General features: G+C 45.7%; 17 protein-coding genes. 9 read left to right on the top strand and 8 right to left on the bottom strand.

From position 1 onward, the window contains the following. Nucleotides 1-13: 13 nt before the first annotated feature. The 4 genes from Q8O77_RS17015 to Q8O77_RS17000 all read left to right on the top strand — a co-directional run bounded on the left by Q8O77_RS17015 (nucleotide 14) and on the right by Q8O77_RS17000 (nucleotide 5,277). On the top strand, nucleotides 14-1,387 hold the full coding sequence (locus Q8O77_RS17015; protein ID WP_305556052.1) for a 5-methyltetrahydrofolate--homocysteine methyltransferase: 1,374 nt from the start codon (nucleotides 14-16) through the stop codon (nucleotides 1,385-1,387). A gap of 151 nt (nucleotides 1,388-1,538) precedes the next feature. Beyond that, nucleotides 1,539-2,561, top strand: coding sequence for a Fe(3+) ABC transporter substrate-binding protein (locus tag Q8O77_RS17010; RefSeq protein ID WP_305556049.1), 1,023 nt, complete (start codon nucleotides 1,539-1,541; stop codon nucleotides 2,559-2,561). Between the two features lie 38 nt (nucleotides 2,562-2,599). Then, entirely contained in the window at nucleotides 2,600-4,240 is a 1,641-nt protein-coding gene (locus tag Q8O77_RS17005) for an iron ABC transporter permease (RefSeq protein ID WP_305556046.1), read from the top strand. Then, on the top strand, nucleotides 4,240-5,277 hold the full coding sequence (locus tag Q8O77_RS17000) for an ABC transporter ATP-binding protein (protein WP_305556043.1): 1,038 nt from the start codon (nucleotides 4,240-4,242) through the stop codon (nucleotides 5,275-5,277). Before Q8O77_RS17005 ends, Q8O77_RS17000 begins: the two co-directional genes overlap by 1 nt. 7 nt (nucleotides 5,278-5,284) lie before the next feature. Here the strand turns inward: Q8O77_RS17000 and Q8O77_RS16995 are convergent, their stop codons facing one another. Continuing rightward, nucleotides 5,285-6,043 (bottom strand): ABC transporter substrate-binding protein, encoded by a 759-nt coding sequence (locus Q8O77_RS16995; protein ID WP_305556040.1) that lies wholly within the window; start codon nucleotides 6,041-6,043, stop codon nucleotides 5,285-5,287. 169 nt (nucleotides 6,044-6,212) lie between these two features. Next, entirely contained in the window at nucleotides 6,213-6,956 is a 744-nt protein-coding gene (locus Q8O77_RS16990) for an SDR family oxidoreductase (protein ID WP_305556037.1), read from the bottom strand. Between the two features lie 97 nt (nucleotides 6,957-7,053). On the opposite strand from Q8O77_RS16990, the gene Q8O77_RS16985 reads away from it, so the two are divergent. From Q8O77_RS16985 to Q8O77_RS16965, 5 genes are all read left to right on the top strand, one after another. After that, on the top strand, nucleotides 7,054-7,962 hold the full coding sequence (locus Q8O77_RS16985) for an AraC family transcriptional regulator (protein ID WP_305556034.1): 909 nt from the start codon (nucleotides 7,054-7,056) through the stop codon (nucleotides 7,960-7,962). A 694-nt stretch (nucleotides 7,963-8,656) separates the two neighbouring features. Next, complete coding sequence (locus Q8O77_RS16980) at nucleotides 8,657-9,565, top strand: hypothetical protein (RefSeq protein ID WP_305556031.1); 909 nt, start codon at nucleotides 8,657-8,659, stop codon at nucleotides 9,563-9,565. 122 nt (nucleotides 9,566-9,687) lie between these two features. Then, on the top strand, nucleotides 9,688-10,326 hold the full coding sequence (locus Q8O77_RS16975; RefSeq protein ID WP_305556028.1) for a hypothetical protein: 639 nt from the start codon (nucleotides 9,688-9,690) through the stop codon (nucleotides 10,324-10,326). Between the two features lie 328 nt (nucleotides 10,327-10,654). Then, nucleotides 10,655-11,311 carry a hypothetical protein gene (locus Q8O77_RS16970; RefSeq protein ID WP_305556025.1) on the top strand — a complete coding sequence of 219 codons (657 nt, stop codon included), beginning with the start codon at nucleotides 10,655-10,657 and terminating at the stop codon, nucleotides 11,309-11,311. A gap of 237 nt (nucleotides 11,312-11,548) precedes the next feature. Beyond that, nucleotides 11,549-12,049, top strand: a complete 501-nt coding sequence (locus Q8O77_RS16965) for a hypothetical protein (RefSeq protein ID WP_305556022.1) — start codon at nucleotides 11,549-11,551, stop codon at nucleotides 12,047-12,049. 596 nt (nucleotides 12,050-12,645) lie between these two features. Here Q8O77_RS16965 and Q8O77_RS16960 read toward each other — a convergent pair. From Q8O77_RS16960 to Q8O77_RS16935, 6 genes are all read right to left on the bottom strand, one after another. Continuing rightward, nucleotides 12,646-12,906, bottom strand: coding sequence for a hypothetical protein (locus tag Q8O77_RS16960; protein ID WP_305556019.1), 261 nt, complete (start codon nucleotides 12,904-12,906; stop codon nucleotides 12,646-12,648). Continuing rightward, complete coding sequence (locus Q8O77_RS16955) at nucleotides 12,875-13,084, bottom strand: hypothetical protein (RefSeq protein WP_305556017.1); 210 nt, start codon at nucleotides 13,082-13,084, stop codon at nucleotides 12,875-12,877. The genes Q8O77_RS16960 and Q8O77_RS16955 overlap by 32 nt, the downstream gene beginning before the upstream one ends. Before the next feature lie 309 nt (nucleotides 13,085-13,393). Beyond that, nucleotides 13,394-13,639 carry a hypothetical protein gene (locus Q8O77_RS16950; RefSeq protein WP_305556014.1) on the bottom strand — a complete coding sequence of 82 codons (246 nt, stop codon included), beginning with the start codon at nucleotides 13,637-13,639 and terminating at the stop codon, nucleotides 13,394-13,396. Then, a complete protein-coding gene (locus Q8O77_RS16945; RefSeq protein WP_305556011.1) occupies nucleotides 13,636-14,721 on the bottom strand; it encodes a site-specific integrase in 1,086 nt (361 codons plus the stop codon). Before Q8O77_RS16945 ends, Q8O77_RS16950 begins: the two co-directional genes overlap by 4 nt. A 132-nt stretch (nucleotides 14,722-14,853) precedes the next feature. Then, the gene (locus tag Q8O77_RS16940) at nucleotides 14,854-15,870 is read right to left on the bottom strand and encodes a site-specific integrase (RefSeq protein ID WP_305556008.1); all 1,017 of its coding nucleotides are present in this window, start codon (nucleotides 15,868-15,870) and stop codon (nucleotides 14,854-14,856) included. A 223-nt stretch (nucleotides 15,871-16,093) separates the two neighbouring features. Continuing rightward, on the bottom strand, nucleotides 16,094-16,399 hold the full coding sequence (locus Q8O77_RS16935) for a hypothetical protein (RefSeq protein WP_305556005.1): 306 nt from the start codon (nucleotides 16,397-16,399) through the stop codon (nucleotides 16,094-16,096). Nucleotides 16,400-16,469 lie beyond the last annotated feature (70 nt).

Raw genomic sequence — 16,469 nt, 5'->3', positions numbered from 1 at the left:
GCAAGGAGATTTCATGTTACAGTCCATGTTGCAAACTAAATTAAGCCTGGCGGCGGTGCTGATCAGCGTATCTTTACTCAGTGCTTGTGGTGACAGCACGACTAATATTGTCGAAAAAGACCCGATCCCGGTTGAAGACGATCATGACCACGATCATGATGAAATCAGCACGGCGGGCCGGCTGGCGATTTCAGCGAAAGACACTAATCTGGTATCGGTGTATGAACTAAGCGACGGCAGCCTGCTGGATACCTTTGCCGTAGCCGATGTGCCCTCTGCATTGGCAGCATCACCGGCCAAACGGTACGCCTTAGCAGTGCAGCGCACCACAGACCGTGTAGAGTTTATTGATGGCGGCCTGTTTCAGGAAGACCATGTCGACCACCTGCATGATTATCAGCAAGAACCGGCGCTAACCAGCTTTATATTAAGTGACAGCCGGCCAACCCATATCACCGCTACCGACAGCCAACTGGCGCTGTTTTTTGACGGCGATGCTGCAAGCTCTACCCCGGCAGCCGTAGCGGTAATTACTGAAGCCGATATTACTACCGACAGCAATGGCTACCCGGTGCTGAATTATAGTGTGAACATGCACGGTGCCGCTCAGGCGCGTGGTGATTACTTAATCTCCACAATACGCGATGCTGACAGTGCAACCACCTTGCCGGATAAAGTGGCGGTGTACGAACAGCATGGCGATCACTACCACGAAGAGCTGGTATTTGACGAGTTATGCCCCGGCTTACACGGCAGTGCGCAAAACGAGCATTTTATCGGCTTTGGCTGTACCGACGGAGTGTTGTTGATTGAGCAAGACGGCACCGGCTTTACTGCCGTCAAGCTGGCTAATACTGCCGATTTTACCGACAGCATGCGTATCGGCACCCTGGTAGGTACTGAACACGCTGAGCATTTTGTTGGCTTTGCCGGCGCCAGTGCTTTTGCTATTCACGCCCATGACGGTGAAATGGAGCTGATAGATTGGCAGGCAGCAGAAGGTGCGGCGCTTACCGGCTATGGTTTTGCCGATAACGGCAGCAAATTTGTGTTGCTGGATAACCAGGGCTATTTAACCATCCTGAATTATCATGGCCACGAGCATGAAGACGCTGATGCAGCTGAAGCGGCAGAGCCGGCCTTTGAATTTGCCGCCAAAGTGCAGCTGACAACGGCAGATGTGGCGACTATGCCGGAGGGCAGCCGCTTTGAATTGGCAATATCGGCCAGCGATGACAAAGTGTATGTAACTAACCCGATAGATAGCAGCTTGCTGACAGTTGATACTGCCGATGGTGAAATAGTAGCAAGCCAGCAGCTGAACTTTGTGCCGCATAAGTTAGTTTGGCTAGGTATTGCACAACCGGCAGAGGCGCATGACCACTAAGGTTGTGTTGCTGTAAGCTTGCTGAAAAGGCCGTTAAGTATATTTAACGGCCTTTTTTTGTTTATCGGGCTTTTATCGCATTGAGAATAGTTCGTATTTATGCTTATATAGCCTATCTTTTTCTACCTTAACACCCTGCAGGAGTGGCAGTATGAAATCAGCTTACGCATTAAGTTTATTAGGCGCCGGTATCGCCGGTGCATTTATCAATATTGCCGCGGCACAAGCCGCAGAAGTGAACATTTATTCAGCCCGCCAGGAAGAGTTGATTAAACCACTACTGGACAAGTTTACTGCCGACACCGGTATTAAAGTAAACCTGATCACCGGTAAGCCGGATGAGCTGATTAGCCGTATGGCCAGCGAAGGCCGCAATAGCCCGGCGGATATTCTAATCAGTACCGATGTTGGCCGTTTATACCGTGCTAAACAACAAGGTGTGCTGCAAAGCGTTGAGTCTGAAGTATTAACCGCCACTATTCCCCAAGCGCTGCGCGACCCGGCCGGGCAATGGTATGGCCTGACCATGCGGGCAAGGCCGATTTTATATGTGCCGGGTAAAGTAAAGCCGGAGCAGCTGTCTACCTATGAAGATTTAGCCAGCCCACAATGGAAAGGCCGCATCTGTATCCGCTCATCTGACAATATTTATAACCAGTCGATGACCGCCAGTATGATTGCGCATGACGGTGCAGCACAAGCAGAGAGCTGGGCCAAAGGCCTGGTAGCCAACTTTGCCATGCCACCCAAGGGCGGCGACCGCGACCAGATCAAAGCCGCTGCAGCCGGTGTGTGTGATATTGCTATTGCTAATACTTACTACTTAGGCGGTATGCTGGCCGATGCGAAAGAGAAGGCCGCTGCGGAAAAAGTTAAAGTATTTTGGCCTAATCAGGACGGCCGCGGTGCTCACGTTAATATCTCCGGCGCCGGAGTGGCTAAATATGCACCAAACAAAACCGAAGCGGTTAAGTTACTGGAATATATGACGACAGCTGATGCCCAGCAGTGGTATGCCGAAGTAAACCACGAATACCCGGTGCGTGAGGGCGTAAAAGCCAGTGCTATTTTACAAGGCTTTGGTGAATTTAAAGCAGACCAGTTACAATTGGACAAATTAGGGGAATTAAACGCCGAAGCCATTCGTGTAATGGATCGCGCTGGCTGGAAATAATCTTTGAATTCAATTTGTTGTAATGTGGTAAGCGCCGGATGAAGCAAGGCTGGCGCGATATCTGGCGTTGGTCGGTATTGCTGCCGGCCTTAGTGCTGGCGTTGCCGGTAGTGGTGATCTTTGCCAGCGTGTTAAACCCGCAAACCGCGGTGTGGCAGCATTTACGCCAGACCGTGCTGGCCGACTATGTTGTCAACTCGCTGCTACTGGCCGCTGGCACCGGGTTAGGTGCCTTACTGATTGGCACAGCTGCTGCCTGGATTATTACCCGCTACCAGTTTGTTGGCAGGCGCATCCTCGAATGGCTGCTGTTACTGCCGCTGGCTATGCCGGCCTATATTATTGCTTACACCTATACCGGCATGCTGGATTTTGCCGGTCCGGTGCAAAGCGCGCTAAGGGCGCAGTTTGACTGGCGCTATGGTGATTACTGGTTTCCGCAAATCCGCTCATTAACCGGCGCCATTATTATGCTGGCGCTGGTGCTGTATCCCTATGTGTATATGCTGGCGCGCAGTGCGTTTCGCGAACAGTCGGCTTCATTAGCTGAAGCCAGCCGCACCTTGGGTTTAACCCCAAGGCAGCATTTTTGGAAAGTCGCATTGCCGTTGGCACGGCCGGCTATTTTAACCGGCACTGCGCTGGCGATGATGGAAGCCTTTGCTGATTACGGCACCGTGCAGTATTTTGGCGTCACAACCTTTACCACCGGCATTTTCCGCACCTGGTTTGGCATGGGCAATCAGCCGGCGGCTGCACAGTTGGCGGCAATGTTAACCGGCTTTGTGCTGCTGTTGCTGCTGCTGGAGCGCTGGTCCAGGCGTAAAATCCGTTACTACCATCAGGGCCAGCGTACTCAGGCTGGGGCCGGGCGTATTGTCAGTCCGCTGCGGCAATTGATGTTGTTGGCGTTGTGTTTGCTACCGGTACTGTTTGGCTTTGTTATTCCTGCAGCGCAGCTGGTCAGCTGGGCTATGTCGAATTACAGCGTTACGCTGAACAACCAGTTTGGCCAACTGGTGTGGAACAGTTTTTCACTGGCCGCGCTGGCGGCGGTCATTTCGGTGTTGCTGGCGTTGTTGTTTGCCTACGGCAAGCGGTTGCGGCGTGACGTACTGGTGCAGGCGCCGGTGCGTGTGGCAGCACTGGGTTATGCGGTGCCCGGCACCGTTATTGCTATTGGCGTAATGTTGCCACTGGCCTGGCTGGATGGCCACATAGACCTGCTGGCCGAACAGTGGTTTGGTGTGCGCACCGGGCTGATATTCTCCGGTACCCTATTTGCGCTGCTGCTGGCGTACAGTGTGCGCTTTTTGGCGGTGTCATTGCATAGCGTGGAAGCGGGACTGGAGCGGATTAAACCCGGCATGGATAATGCGGCGCGCTCCTTAGGGTATGCGCCACTTAAAGTGTTGCAAAAGGTGCATGTGCCGTTGCTGCGTGCCAGTGTGTTAACGGCGCTGTTGCTGGTGTTTGTTGATGTATTAAAAGAGCTGCCGGCAACGCTGATACTGCGGCCGTTTAACTTTAATACTTTGGCGGTACGCACCTACGAGCTGGCATCTGATGAGCGGCTGGCCGACGCTGCTTTACCGGCGCTGGCTATTGTATTAGTAAGCTTATTGCCGGTGATCTTGCTGGCGCGCTCGGTAGACTCAAGTATGAAGGGATCGCATTAATGCTGGATTTACAACAGGTTGCTGTGGCTTACGGCGGCCATACTGTAGTGAAAGATATCAGCTTGTCGTTAGCGCAGGGCCAGATTGGTTGTTTAGTCGGGCCGTCCGGTTGCGGTAAAACCACCTTATTGCGCGCCATTGCCGGTTTCGAACCGGTGTCAGAAGGTTGTATCAGCCTGCAGCAGCAAGCGGTAAGCAGTGCTACGCAAATGCTGGCGCCGGAGCGGCGCCAGGTGGGTATGGTGTTTCAGGATTTCGCCTTATTTCCGCATCTTAATGTGGCAGACAATATCAGTTTTGGTTTGTTTAACCTCGGCAAAGCCGCCAGAGCAGAAAAGGTAAAGCAGTTATTGCAGCTGGTTGGCCTGCCGGATTTAGGCCAGCGCTATATCCATCAGCTGTCCGGCGGCCAGCAGCAACGTGTAGCGTTAGCCCGTGCACTGGCACCGCAACCGAAAATACTGCTGCTGGATGAACCCTTCTCCAGCCTGGATACTGAGCTGCGCGAAGGCTTGGCGCGCGAAATCCGCCAAATTTTACAACAGCTGCATATTACTGCGGTGATGGTAACGCACGATCAAAACGAAGCCTTTACCATGGCCGATATGATCGGCGTAATGCAGCATGGCCGTTTGCAGCAGTGGGCAACGCCTTACGAGCTGTATCACAAGCCGGTAAATCGTTTTGTCGCTGACTTTATCGGCCGCGGCGTATTGTTGCCCGGTACCATGCTGGATGCGCAGCAGGTGCAAACCAATCTGGGCGTGTTTCGCCAACGTTATGCCAGCGCGGCGCAACAGGGTGATAAGGTAGATGTATTAATTCGCCCGGACGACATAGTGCACGACGACAGCAGCGGCATTACCGCCCAGGTGGTAGAAAAAGCTTTTCGCGGTTCACATATTTTATATCAGCTTAAATTACACAGCGGCGAGCTGGTGCAATGCCTGGCGCTGAGTCATCACAACCACGCCATTGGCGAGCAAATTGGTATCCGGCTGGATTTAGATCATCTGGTGTTATTCGGCCGCAATTAGCCGCTGTTTAATGTACGTCATGCTGCGGCAGTAAGTTATCTATAATCTGCTGATAGCGGCCGGACTGGCGCAGCTCAGTCAGGCCGGTATTAAAGCGTTGTATCAGCGCTTCTGAGCGCGGGTCTTGCTTCGACAACAACAGATACATAGGCCGCAGCTCCAGCGCCGGCGTCATCCATTCCAGTGAGCCGGCAAACTGCGGCATTTTTTCGTCCAGTAAATACAAGCCATTGAATTTATCTGCCGGCACTAAATCTACTCTGCCGCGCGCCAGCATATGAAAGGCTTGCTCATCTGTGGCGACCTGCTCTGTCGCAATACCGCTCTCCAGCAAGCCTGGCAAATGCAGGTAACCCTGCACCACCGCCAGGCGCAAATGTTGTTGGGCTAAATCGCTATATTCGCGATAGCTTATCGGCTGATCTTTACGTTTAAAAAATACAATCTGGTTGGCATACAACGGCTGGGAGTAGTAAAAGTGCTGCGCCCGCTCATCATTGTACCAGGCGGCCACCAGGCCAATATAGTTCGCTTGCCGGCTTTCACGATAAGCGCGGGCAAACGGCATAAAATCAATGCTGATGTCGATACCCTGCAATAAAAACGCCTGACGGATAATTTCACTTACTGCGCCTTGCTGCGGCAAATCAGCAGCATAGTGCGGGTAGTAATTGCTGCTGGCCAGCAACAAGCTGTCAGTCTGTGCCTTTACGGGGCTGCAAAGCAGCAAAATAGTAAGCAGAACAATAAGTCGCAAGCTGTTCATCAAACACCTGCAGTACGGATCAGGGCCGTTAAGTGTGGCACAGGCAGATAAAAATGCTAATAACAGCAAAGCAAAAGTGCAGTAGGCGTGAGCTCGCGTTGCGGAATACTCGCGACATAATTAACGGTGGCAATTCATTGTTCACACGAAGAGCCACCTTTCAGTGTTGTTAGTTGCTGCTATGTGCCAATGCTTTAGCATCTTCGCCCGCAAGAATTTTCAGCGGGCTGCTGCTGTTATTGGCGGCTTGCCATATGGCGTTGATAACGTCTTGAGGGTGAGTAATGTGGTTATCATCCCTGCCTTTAAAAACTGACTGTGCAAATACTGCATAGGGCTGTGGAATCGCCGTGGCCATCCTGGGCTTTGAGTTTTCGCCGAACCGGGTTGCAGGAGCCCGGCCGGGTAAAACCAGATTTACCCGGATATTAAACTGTTCTAATTCGATGGCTAAGGACTCAGTAAAGGCATTTATCGCCGCTTTACTGGCGGTATAAACAGAAAGTAATGCTAGAGGAACCAGCGTTATACTGGATGATACATTGATAATCACGCCTGACTTTTGCGCTCTGAACAAAGGCAAAAATGCCTTAGTTACATTAATGGTTCCGAGCACATTAACCGCAAACACATCATGAATGGTATTTGTTGTTGTGCCTTCCAGTGCGCCCATTACACCTATTCCGGCATTATTAACCAGTACATCTATTGGCCCGGCTAAATCAACAGCTCTCTCAATGCTGCTGATATCGCTGACATCAAGTGGCAATATCCTTAATCGCTCAGACTCCTGCAGTAAGCTATCGGCAGTGTTACGCATTGTTGCGATAACCCTCCAGCCTTTTGACAAAAAGTAATTGGCTGTTTCAAAGCCAAAGCCTGAAGAACATCCGGTGATAAGTATTGTTTTCATAGTGCCTCTGTAATTCGCTGCGGTAGCGATACTATAGCCATTCTGGTTGATACCCTATATAGTGAAAAGTCCATAAAGTATTATAAAGAGTCCGTTGGTGGTTGACCCTCTTTCAGAAATTGTTTCGCTCCTTAACCCGCAAGTTGCTTTCTCAAAAATGGTGCAGGGTGCCGGAGCATGGCGAATTACGCGTGAAAATACCGGTGAGCCTTTTTATTGTGTGGTTATCAGTGGTGAATGCGCTTTAACGCTGGACAATGACCAACCACGTCATTTAACCGCAGGTGATTTTGTACTGATACCGGAAGCTTTCGATTTTACGTTTAGCAGTACAGCGCCTGTTGCGGGCGATGATATACATTCCCTGCCTGAAGCAATTTCAGCCGGTAGATTCAGGCTGGGGGACAAAGAGCAAGCAGCAAATGTGCAGTTGTTGGTGGGGCATTGTCGGTTTGATTCGCTGGACGCAAAGATCCTGGTTTCTTTACTGCCGAAGTTAGTGCATATCCGCAACGCCACCAGGCTTACAAGTCTGGTAGAAATGCTGATAGAAGAATCTTTAGCTCGCCCACCCGGTTATGTGCAAGTTGTGCGTCACCTGCTGCAGGTGTTATTGATCGAAGCTTTCCGAACCAAGATCAATACGCCTGCGGTGCCGGGCCTGTTAGTAGGATTAGCGGACAAACGAATTGCCGAAGCCATACGAACAATGCACCAGGATATAAGCCAAACAAAAACTGTCGCGCAATTAGCTAAAGTAGCAGCGCTTTCGCGCTCAGCATTTTTCTATCGGTTTCGACAAACTGTCGGAATAACGCCAATGGAATATCAGGTGGCATGGCGCATGACGATTGCAAAAGACTTATTGAAGACGCAATTGTACTCAATGGTGCAAATAGCCGATCGCGTGGGATATAAATCAGCGAGTGCTTTTAGTCTCGCTTTTACAAATTACACCGGCATTTCGCCTTCGAAATTCAAAAATATGGGCGCGCAGCAGCTTTAGCTGCAAGAGGGAATAGTCCGCTGAGGGGTAACATGAAAGTGAAGCGTGAAATGGTGGCCCCAGCTGGACTCGAACCAGCGACCGATCGATTATGAGACTCCGCTTGCAAGCAAATACCACCGCATTTTCTGCACTTTATCCACCATGCAGGTTCACTACCTTACCAGTTTCGTTACCAGTGTAACGTTATACTGGTAACGTATTACCATGGCTTTGCTCATATCCCTATTAGACCAATGAAGTTGCTCTAAACTCTTACCACCACACTAAATCAGAAATTACACACCTTTAACACAAAATGGTTTCGTTTGAATCATTATGTTTAATATCACAATTCCCGATGAGTATCCGAATTGGCGGTCAGTCGCGGTAATTGATTGAAAAACGACCTTCTAAATGCTGTTTGAAGATTTGAGTCTAACTGCATTTTGCCTATTGGCTAATTATCTGATTTTTTGAGCTATTGGTATCGCCGACATTTCAGTGTGTTTTTTTATTGAGTTTTAAACGGCTGTTTAAATTTTGATTCCCATCACATTATTCAGAGCTTTACGTTGTTTTCGTTTGAGATTTCAGTTTTTAAGTGTTTAAATTTTGCGAAATTAACGGCTAACGGTTGTTTCATGCAATTACCTAAACCGTTTTGCACAAGCCAGAAAAGTAATAGTAAATCAAGCTACTGGGAGAGCGATTTATGTACAAATACAGTGGAATAACGATAAACACTTTAATAAACGGGAATAGCGAGAACATATTTCAAGAAGTAATCGTTGGAGCCGCAATGTTCTACAAGGCTACAACTTCTTATCTCAGTGATTACCTTGGTACTGAAGCTCCAAGCTTTTTAGATTCGAAAATTTACGCAAATATTAACCTACTCAAAGATTACGTGCTATTCGGGAAGTGTCCCGAAAGTTGGAGTTTAGATGATTTGGGTTCAGAAGAATATGATGTAATCAATTCACTTTATATGCTCTTTAAAGTGCGGCTAGAATTTTACAATTACAATTTTATAGGAATCACCGAATCCGAAAGATACTTTTGTTGCTTTGTGTTATCAGCTTTTACTCGCTTTCGTTACGATGGAAGGTATTGGGGGGAGTTTTTAACTAACAATATTGAACCAGATGATGAAGATGGTGACATAAATTTTTTATTTACCCAAGCGGAGCTAGCAGCGCTTATAGGCGTTTCTGCATCATATTTCGCAAGATTGATAGAGAATATTGACTCTTGGATTAGTGACCCTAATGTACTATTGCTCCTAAAAGATGATAAAGGTAAAAGTTATTATGATATGCTCGAAAACATAAAAGAGCGTACAAAGCACTTTGCCTCATCAAAAGAAAGAAAAGAACATGAAATAAATGTGGTAGCACAATGGAATGAGAAATTTAGCAAAAAAACAAAAACGGATAGTGGTAACGAAAATGATGATGAAACTCCACGTGCATTTTCTATTCTACAGTTATGTGATGAGCTTTCTGGCTATCTCAAATATCGAAGCTACACAAAAAAGATCGATTTTTATTACGATCACAAACAGGCAACCTGCTTACTAAATCTATTAGCCGTCAAAGGCTATTATTCACATAGCTACTAACATAAGAAAATCTGGCTGTCAAAGGGCTGGTTGCCTCAGCTCTGTATTCTGTATTAACTAGTAAACTCCCGTTCGCCACTAAGGCAAGTTACTTTTTATCTTAATAATTAACGGGAGCTTTTATGTATAACGCAATCAACACATCAGAAATTAAACAAATCACTGGTAAAGTAAATCTTAACCTTGAAAGTCTCATTGAACGAATGAATGCCGGAGAGATACTGGAATTGCATCTGGAAGCAACTCATGGCAACGGACAATTAGCTCCAATTACTTTCTATCCCGATGATTATGAAAGTCCAAAGAGTGCTTTCGAAGCAGATTTTGAAAGTCCAAATGACTTCAGGGAATTCACTGAAATTGAAAGGCGTAGATGGGATGCACATATTATAAGTAATTCACTCATTTTCTCTATATGGGAGCAAGCACTAAAGCAGCTTGTCGAACTCACTAAAGAATATGGTACAAATTGTCGAATTTGCATTGCAGTATCATGCAACAGTCTTGAAGCTTTCTCTTTTTGGAAGCATCATTATGTTGATCATGATGTAGACTTAAATTTTAACCCAGATGATGAAGTCACGATTGCTGGACTAAATTATTTATTTGATGGAAAATATGATTGCTTCAGTTTCATAAACCCGAATAATGTTTTAAGCCTTTCACAGGCTGACGAGTTGTACGCGATTGTTTTTGATTGCTCCCTTTATGAAGGTAGCTACAAAATTCAAAACGCTGTTGTTGCAAAGGTCTTAGATTAAATAGCATCAACGAACAGACTTTCGTCATATCCTCTTGTCACTTAAAAATACGGTAGATGCTGTTAAATCGCATTTACCGTCTCAAAGCTTAAGCTATAACTTATCGGCTTATGTCATGTACATCTGGGTTGGAAATATCAGGACTAAGTACTTTCTCAAATCGCGGATGCCTAAATCTGCGTGTTATTTTTGCTCGGTAACATAAAAAGCTCTCGATGTCAAAGGGCTGGTTCCTTCAGCGGTTGATTCGATATTCGTTAGTAAACTCCTGTTCGTCATTAAGACAAAAACTAACTTTAACTTTTAATACTTACAGGAATTTACTGCTATGAATGCAATTATACCTTTCACTAAAAAAAAGAACCAAATCATCGTCTCAACAAGTTATAACGTTGGTTTGCTAATTGCTGAAGCTAATGAAAATAAAGTGCTTTGTTTTCCTTTGCGGTCAGATTCAGAAGATTTCGAACTGGATGTAATCGAAATATCTCGATCAGAGTATGAGAGTCCAGAACAAGCTATGCTCGCAGATGAAATACATTCGTCTGATGGCTCTAGCAAGCTAACCCAAGACGAACTGGAAGGCTTCTGTGCTTATGTATTAGGCAGTCGCATCGTCCCGGATACTTCTGGCATTTTGCTAGACCATATGCTTGTGCATGACACTGATCCAGAAAATCCGTGTCATTTAACAACTGTACAAACATGCGACAATTTTAACTTTGCTGCTTCTGGTGCTGATCGCATAGAACAATACGATCATAAGCGCGTGTATGAACCGCATGACAAGCACGTTCAAGATGTGCTGTATGAATACTTGGGGCGGTACAGGACGGGCTTTTATACCTATAACCCTGCAGAAATGGAGCTGGATTTTAAACGGAATGATGATTACGCCTACGTTGTTATATGTGATTACTATCGTGATGTTCACGATGATAATCGGATGGTTCAAAACATTGTTGTAGCAGAACTTCATATCTAGAAGTCATCACCATTATCACCTGTAGCATTGTTTTTATACGTTAATGCACACAGGTAAATCTCGATGATAAATAAGGTAGATGTTAAAGATTTAACAGCATCTACCTTTTCACAGCTGCAGCAATGATTACGTTTTTATTTAATGGGTCCTCTTGCTGTTGCTTCCACAATTCAGATAACTCATGCACACCGTTAACGGTAGTGCGTTGGTTATTCTATTGTTTGATGGAACATGAACATGGTAGCAGCTACTACTACACGTAATGCCATGATTGACTGGTTATTGACCAACAACACCCGTTATCACCTTACTGTGACGTTTACGAGGTTTACCCCTGAACCTGTATGCGTTTCCCGATTAAACAAGCTTATCAAGCAACTTAACAGAGCCATTTATAAGCGACGTTTTAAACAAGGTTTATCATTCTTAAAAGGTTTTGCTGTGCAGGAATATACCACTGCAATGCAAACATACCACTTCCACATATTGATTGCTGACGATGACTGGTTACCCAAGCATGAAAGGTTTGAGCAGCTGTTAAACAAGCAGTTGGACTACCTGAAGCGCTACAACAGCCAGTACTACATAGCTCACTACTTACTACAAGACTACTACAACGACGGAACAAACAAGCTGGAATGGTACTTAACCAAGCAATTTGAGTTTGGTGGTAGCAGATCCAGTAACCGTGTTGGGTGGCTTTCTGACACATCAATCTATTTCGGAGATTTCGAATGAGTACCAAAGTTAAAGAACCAAAACCAGCCAAGCTGATACTGGAATCCAAAGCGAACAGGAGAACCATGGATAAACAACAGTGCCATGAGTGCAAAAGGTGGCGTTCACCAGCATGGAAGTATTTTAAAAGTAACTATGGACCAGTACACCTATGTAGAAGGTGTGAAGCGAAGGTACTTGACCGATCTTTTGGTAAGATTGATGTAATGGACAGAGCGAAACACCATGGCCATTTCTATGCCAGAGGTTTTCGACAGTGATATTGCTATAACAAGAGCTGTGGAGCCTGTTAGCTGCTACAGAGAATAAACCACATCTATAAACGATTATAAGCCGATGCAATGCCTTTTGCTGATAGCTCATTACGACAGTGAGCAACCACCGTTAAAATCGATTTTAGATGTGGTATCAACGTAACTACAAAGTATCCTATCCGAGGAAGCAGTGGTATCGAACAGCGATGCAGTGTGAACGTTATTTTGCGAGTTACCCAACACCGTGAAAATAGTTAGCGGATCTGGATTGTATAGCAGGTAAAACAATACGTGGTTATAGTTCCACGTATTGCCTAGTTCGATGGGAAGCCTGAACAGATTTTAAGACTTTTTACTGGAAACTCGTTTTTTAATGGTGCTGTAATAAGTAGCTGCACCAGCTGGGGTTAATTCACAGTGCTTAACAAATTCATCGATAATATCTTTACGGGGGATATGTGGATCATCCGCCAGTAACTTGCTGTAAAGAGCCGTAGCCCGTTCCATTTTAGTTGCTGGTGCTTTTGCATCTGTAATAGCAGCAGGTGCAGATACATCAGCTTTGACAGGTTTAGTTGCTGGTGAGTTGTTGCCAGATTTCATTGGTAATCTCCTTAATTTCAGTATCAGAAACACATTCCATACCGGATACATCTTCAAGCAGCATCCCAGTAAGTTCATCGACTGTTTCACGGGTTAAAGCTTGCCCACTAAGCAATTCAGCGACCATTTCTGACAGCTGGATAATTTGCTCTGCGGTAAGGTGTTTATCGGTAATCATGGTGTGTGTTCCATTGGTTTTGATGGGGTAAGCATCAAACCGATTACCCTTAATGGCAACGCGTTGACCCTAAAACTTTTTAGCGGGATGGTGGTACTACAACATCAGGAGGTATCACTATGAACGAGCAAATAATCCGTTATCCGAATGGCCAGATTATCGGGCGTATAAGGGAGCTACCAGACAGGATTGAAGCAAGAACACCTGGCGGGGTGTTGTTGGGGTGGTATTGCAAAGTATCAGACCGAACCCGTTATGCAACTGGTGTACAGTTTGCCATTGGTAACGCAGTTCGGATGCTGTTGTAGCTTACTTTTTCTGGCGTTGATTATCAGGTATTGCCTTAACCTTTGCGGGTTTCGGTAATGCCTGTTGAAACGGAGCTTTAGCACGATATTCCAAGAGAATAACGTGTTCTCCGGTTTTTTCATCAAAGCCCTGTTTAACCCGTTTGAGTTTCGAGGGTAAATCTGTGGTTAAGGCAAATAACTTATCCAGCCATTTGCGTACTGCTTCCCAGCCATTACTTTCGGTTAAAATATCATCGACTTTCATTGTAGTTCTCCTTGTGTGAGACGATGCAGGTTTTCCAGTACATCACGTGCTTTTGCGCTGACATCTTTGCGTTCAAGGTGAGCGTAAATCTGGGTAGTTGAAACATCTGTATGTCCCAGAATACTGGCAACTTCATACAGTGATAATCCAGCCTGTACCAATCTGCTGGCACAGGTATGACGCAAATCATGGATTTTGAAATCAGTAATACCAGCACGTTGAAAAGCGGAACGAATACCTTTTGACTGATAGCCCCGTGGCTGACCATCCAGATTGGTAAACAGGTGATCATCACTTACCCGATCTGAATACCGGTGGGTAAGAATATCTTTTACCCGACTGGTCATGTAAATGATGGACTCGTTACGGACTTTAGGGCGCCACAGATTGATTATTCCATTTTCCAGATCGATAGCAGACCACTTGATATTAGCGATTTCACTATAACGAGCGCCCGTATCCAGCAGTAACACGACCAAATCATAGTTATCCTGATACATCCGGTTTTCAGCAGCAGGACGAAACTCATAATCTGGCCGGTAGGGCCGTTTGCGTTTCGGATCTAAATCGGCCAGTAACCGTGCTTCTTCATCGTGTGATAGGTAGCGTAACCTGTGTTTATTAAGCTTAACTTTGGGAAAGGTTAACGGTTTAATCTGATAACCATGATCTTTGGCCCATGCAATAGCACTACGGATAGCTTGCAGGTTATGTTTTATGGTTTGAGGTGCCATACCATCAGCTTCACGGCTGGATTTAAATTTGTTTAAATCCCAATCCCTTAGTTCATCGATGAAAACAGATGTATCCATTTTGGATTCGATGGCGGGTAGATTATTTTTTGCATACACACTGCTACCAGTATTGGCTTTGCTTTGAACATAGCCGTTTAAAGCATCTTTTAAGGTAATGCGTGGCCGTTCACCAAGTTCTTCAATCCGGTGAATTTCATCACGCCAATCCCGTTCCATGCGTTCAGCTGTGCGCTTGTTGGTAGTTTTTGAGCTTTTGCAGTAGGTTTTACCGTTATGGTTGAACTGGATATAGTAATTACCAATGCCATTTCGTTTAAAAACACTCATTGTTGGTTCCCTTACATCGTTACAATGCGGTAAGTGTCCAACTATTTATGCTTGCAGAGAACGGGGGAGTTAGCCCCTTGACAGCACTTTTATCAGTAATGTGGCCTAAGCTTGGCAGCAAGTACCACGGTATCAGTTATTAAGAATTTGCATGGCTTGCTCTGCTACCGTTGCTTGCTCAAGGTGTGAGTAACGTTGGCTCATGGATATACTGGAATGGCCCAGGATTTTCGATACAGCAAATAAGCTCATGCCGTTTTTAACCAGTTTACTGGCTGTGCTGTGACGAATACTGTGGGTGCAAAAATCATCCAAGCCAGCTTGTTTATAAGCCTTTTGAATGGTTTTTGGTGTAGTGCGACGAATGCCACCCGATTTTGATGGAAACACCAGTGACGAATCCTGATTGCTTGCTGCTCTGCGTTGCAGGATAGCCAGTGACCTATCCGTAAGCTTTAATAGTGATTCGGTTTGCGTTTTGGTGCGCCATACACGCAGTTCAGCAGCTGCTAAATCCACTGAATCCCATGTAAGTTGCTGGATTTCGTTTAAACGTGCTGCGGTATCAAGCAGTAACACAACCAAATCGTAATCATCAGGGTTTTTGTGAGTTTGTAGGATTGCCAGTAACCGCTGTTCTTCTGCATCTGACAGGGTGCGGGTTCTCTGGTTGCTGACTTTTAAACGTGGGATAACCAGATTGGTTGGTTGCAGATAGCCTGCCGATTTAGTGAAGTTGACCACCCCTTTTAACGTGGTGAACATTAAGCGGATAGTGCCATCGGATACATCATCTTGCCGACGAAGTGCAACTAAGCGGTTTAAATGACCACCGTTTAAGCCATGTAAGCCGTTTTTAAGTGAGTACACTCGGTTAAGCTGAGTACGTAGTGTGGTGATCTGTGTTTTAAGGTTACGACCATTCACCGAACCGGCTTTGGTTTTGGCATAATCAGCAATGGCTTGTTCCAAAGTGATGGTTTGTTGCTCACCTAACACCACCTGACGATATAGCTGCTCACGTAACTGGGCTTCAAAGCGCAAAGCATCCGACTTTTTAGCTGTTTTGGTGCTACGGATAACGGTTTTGCCGTTAATGGTGATTTCACAGTAGTAGCTGGATGAGTTTTTACGTTTGTAGATTGCCATCTTGAAACCCGTTACTGAACTGATAATGGGTACTATCCGGTCAATAGGGTAAAGAGCCAACAGCTAACAACAGCAATGGTTTGCATACGTTAAAACCATCGAAAATCCATCCGATACATGGATGCGCGCTAATATTCCCCCTAATAGTTTCTCATACATGCCTATCAAAGCTGCTGATTTACAGGGGCTTACCTAAAGGGCATACTTATACCTTATAACTAAATCATAAATTCCAGCGCTCAGGAATTTTTAATTCGAAACTTGATTCGACGTATCTTAATTGGTTGATGATTTGTCTATGCTGATTTTGATCATATGGCAGCCCAGTATCTCTCTGACTGAGTAAATTTTCGAGTTGTTTCAAGTTAAACATATCAAGCCTGTAGAAATTTCCCCAAGTGGGAGTGCCAAACAGATTATAAATGGTTTGAGTACCATCTCGTTCGCTTGCAAGTCTTTTTACTCCACTTATCATTGAGCATGCATGCTCTGCGGTTTCTTTATCGTCATATGTGTTTAATAGCTTCATATAAATCAGGTCTTTACTTGTATATTCCAACATGGCTGTGCCATTTTGACGGTTAATAAGGCTTGGTGCA

Origin of the sequence: Rheinheimera sp. (assembly GCF_030690345.1) — a bacterium.
In the GTDB taxonomy this organism is placed as follows: domain Bacteria; phylum Pseudomonadota; class Gammaproteobacteria; order Enterobacterales; family Alteromonadaceae; genus Alishewanella.
Note: the sequence above shows the minus strand (reverse complement) of the source record. Positions and strands in the feature narration are given on the sequence as shown.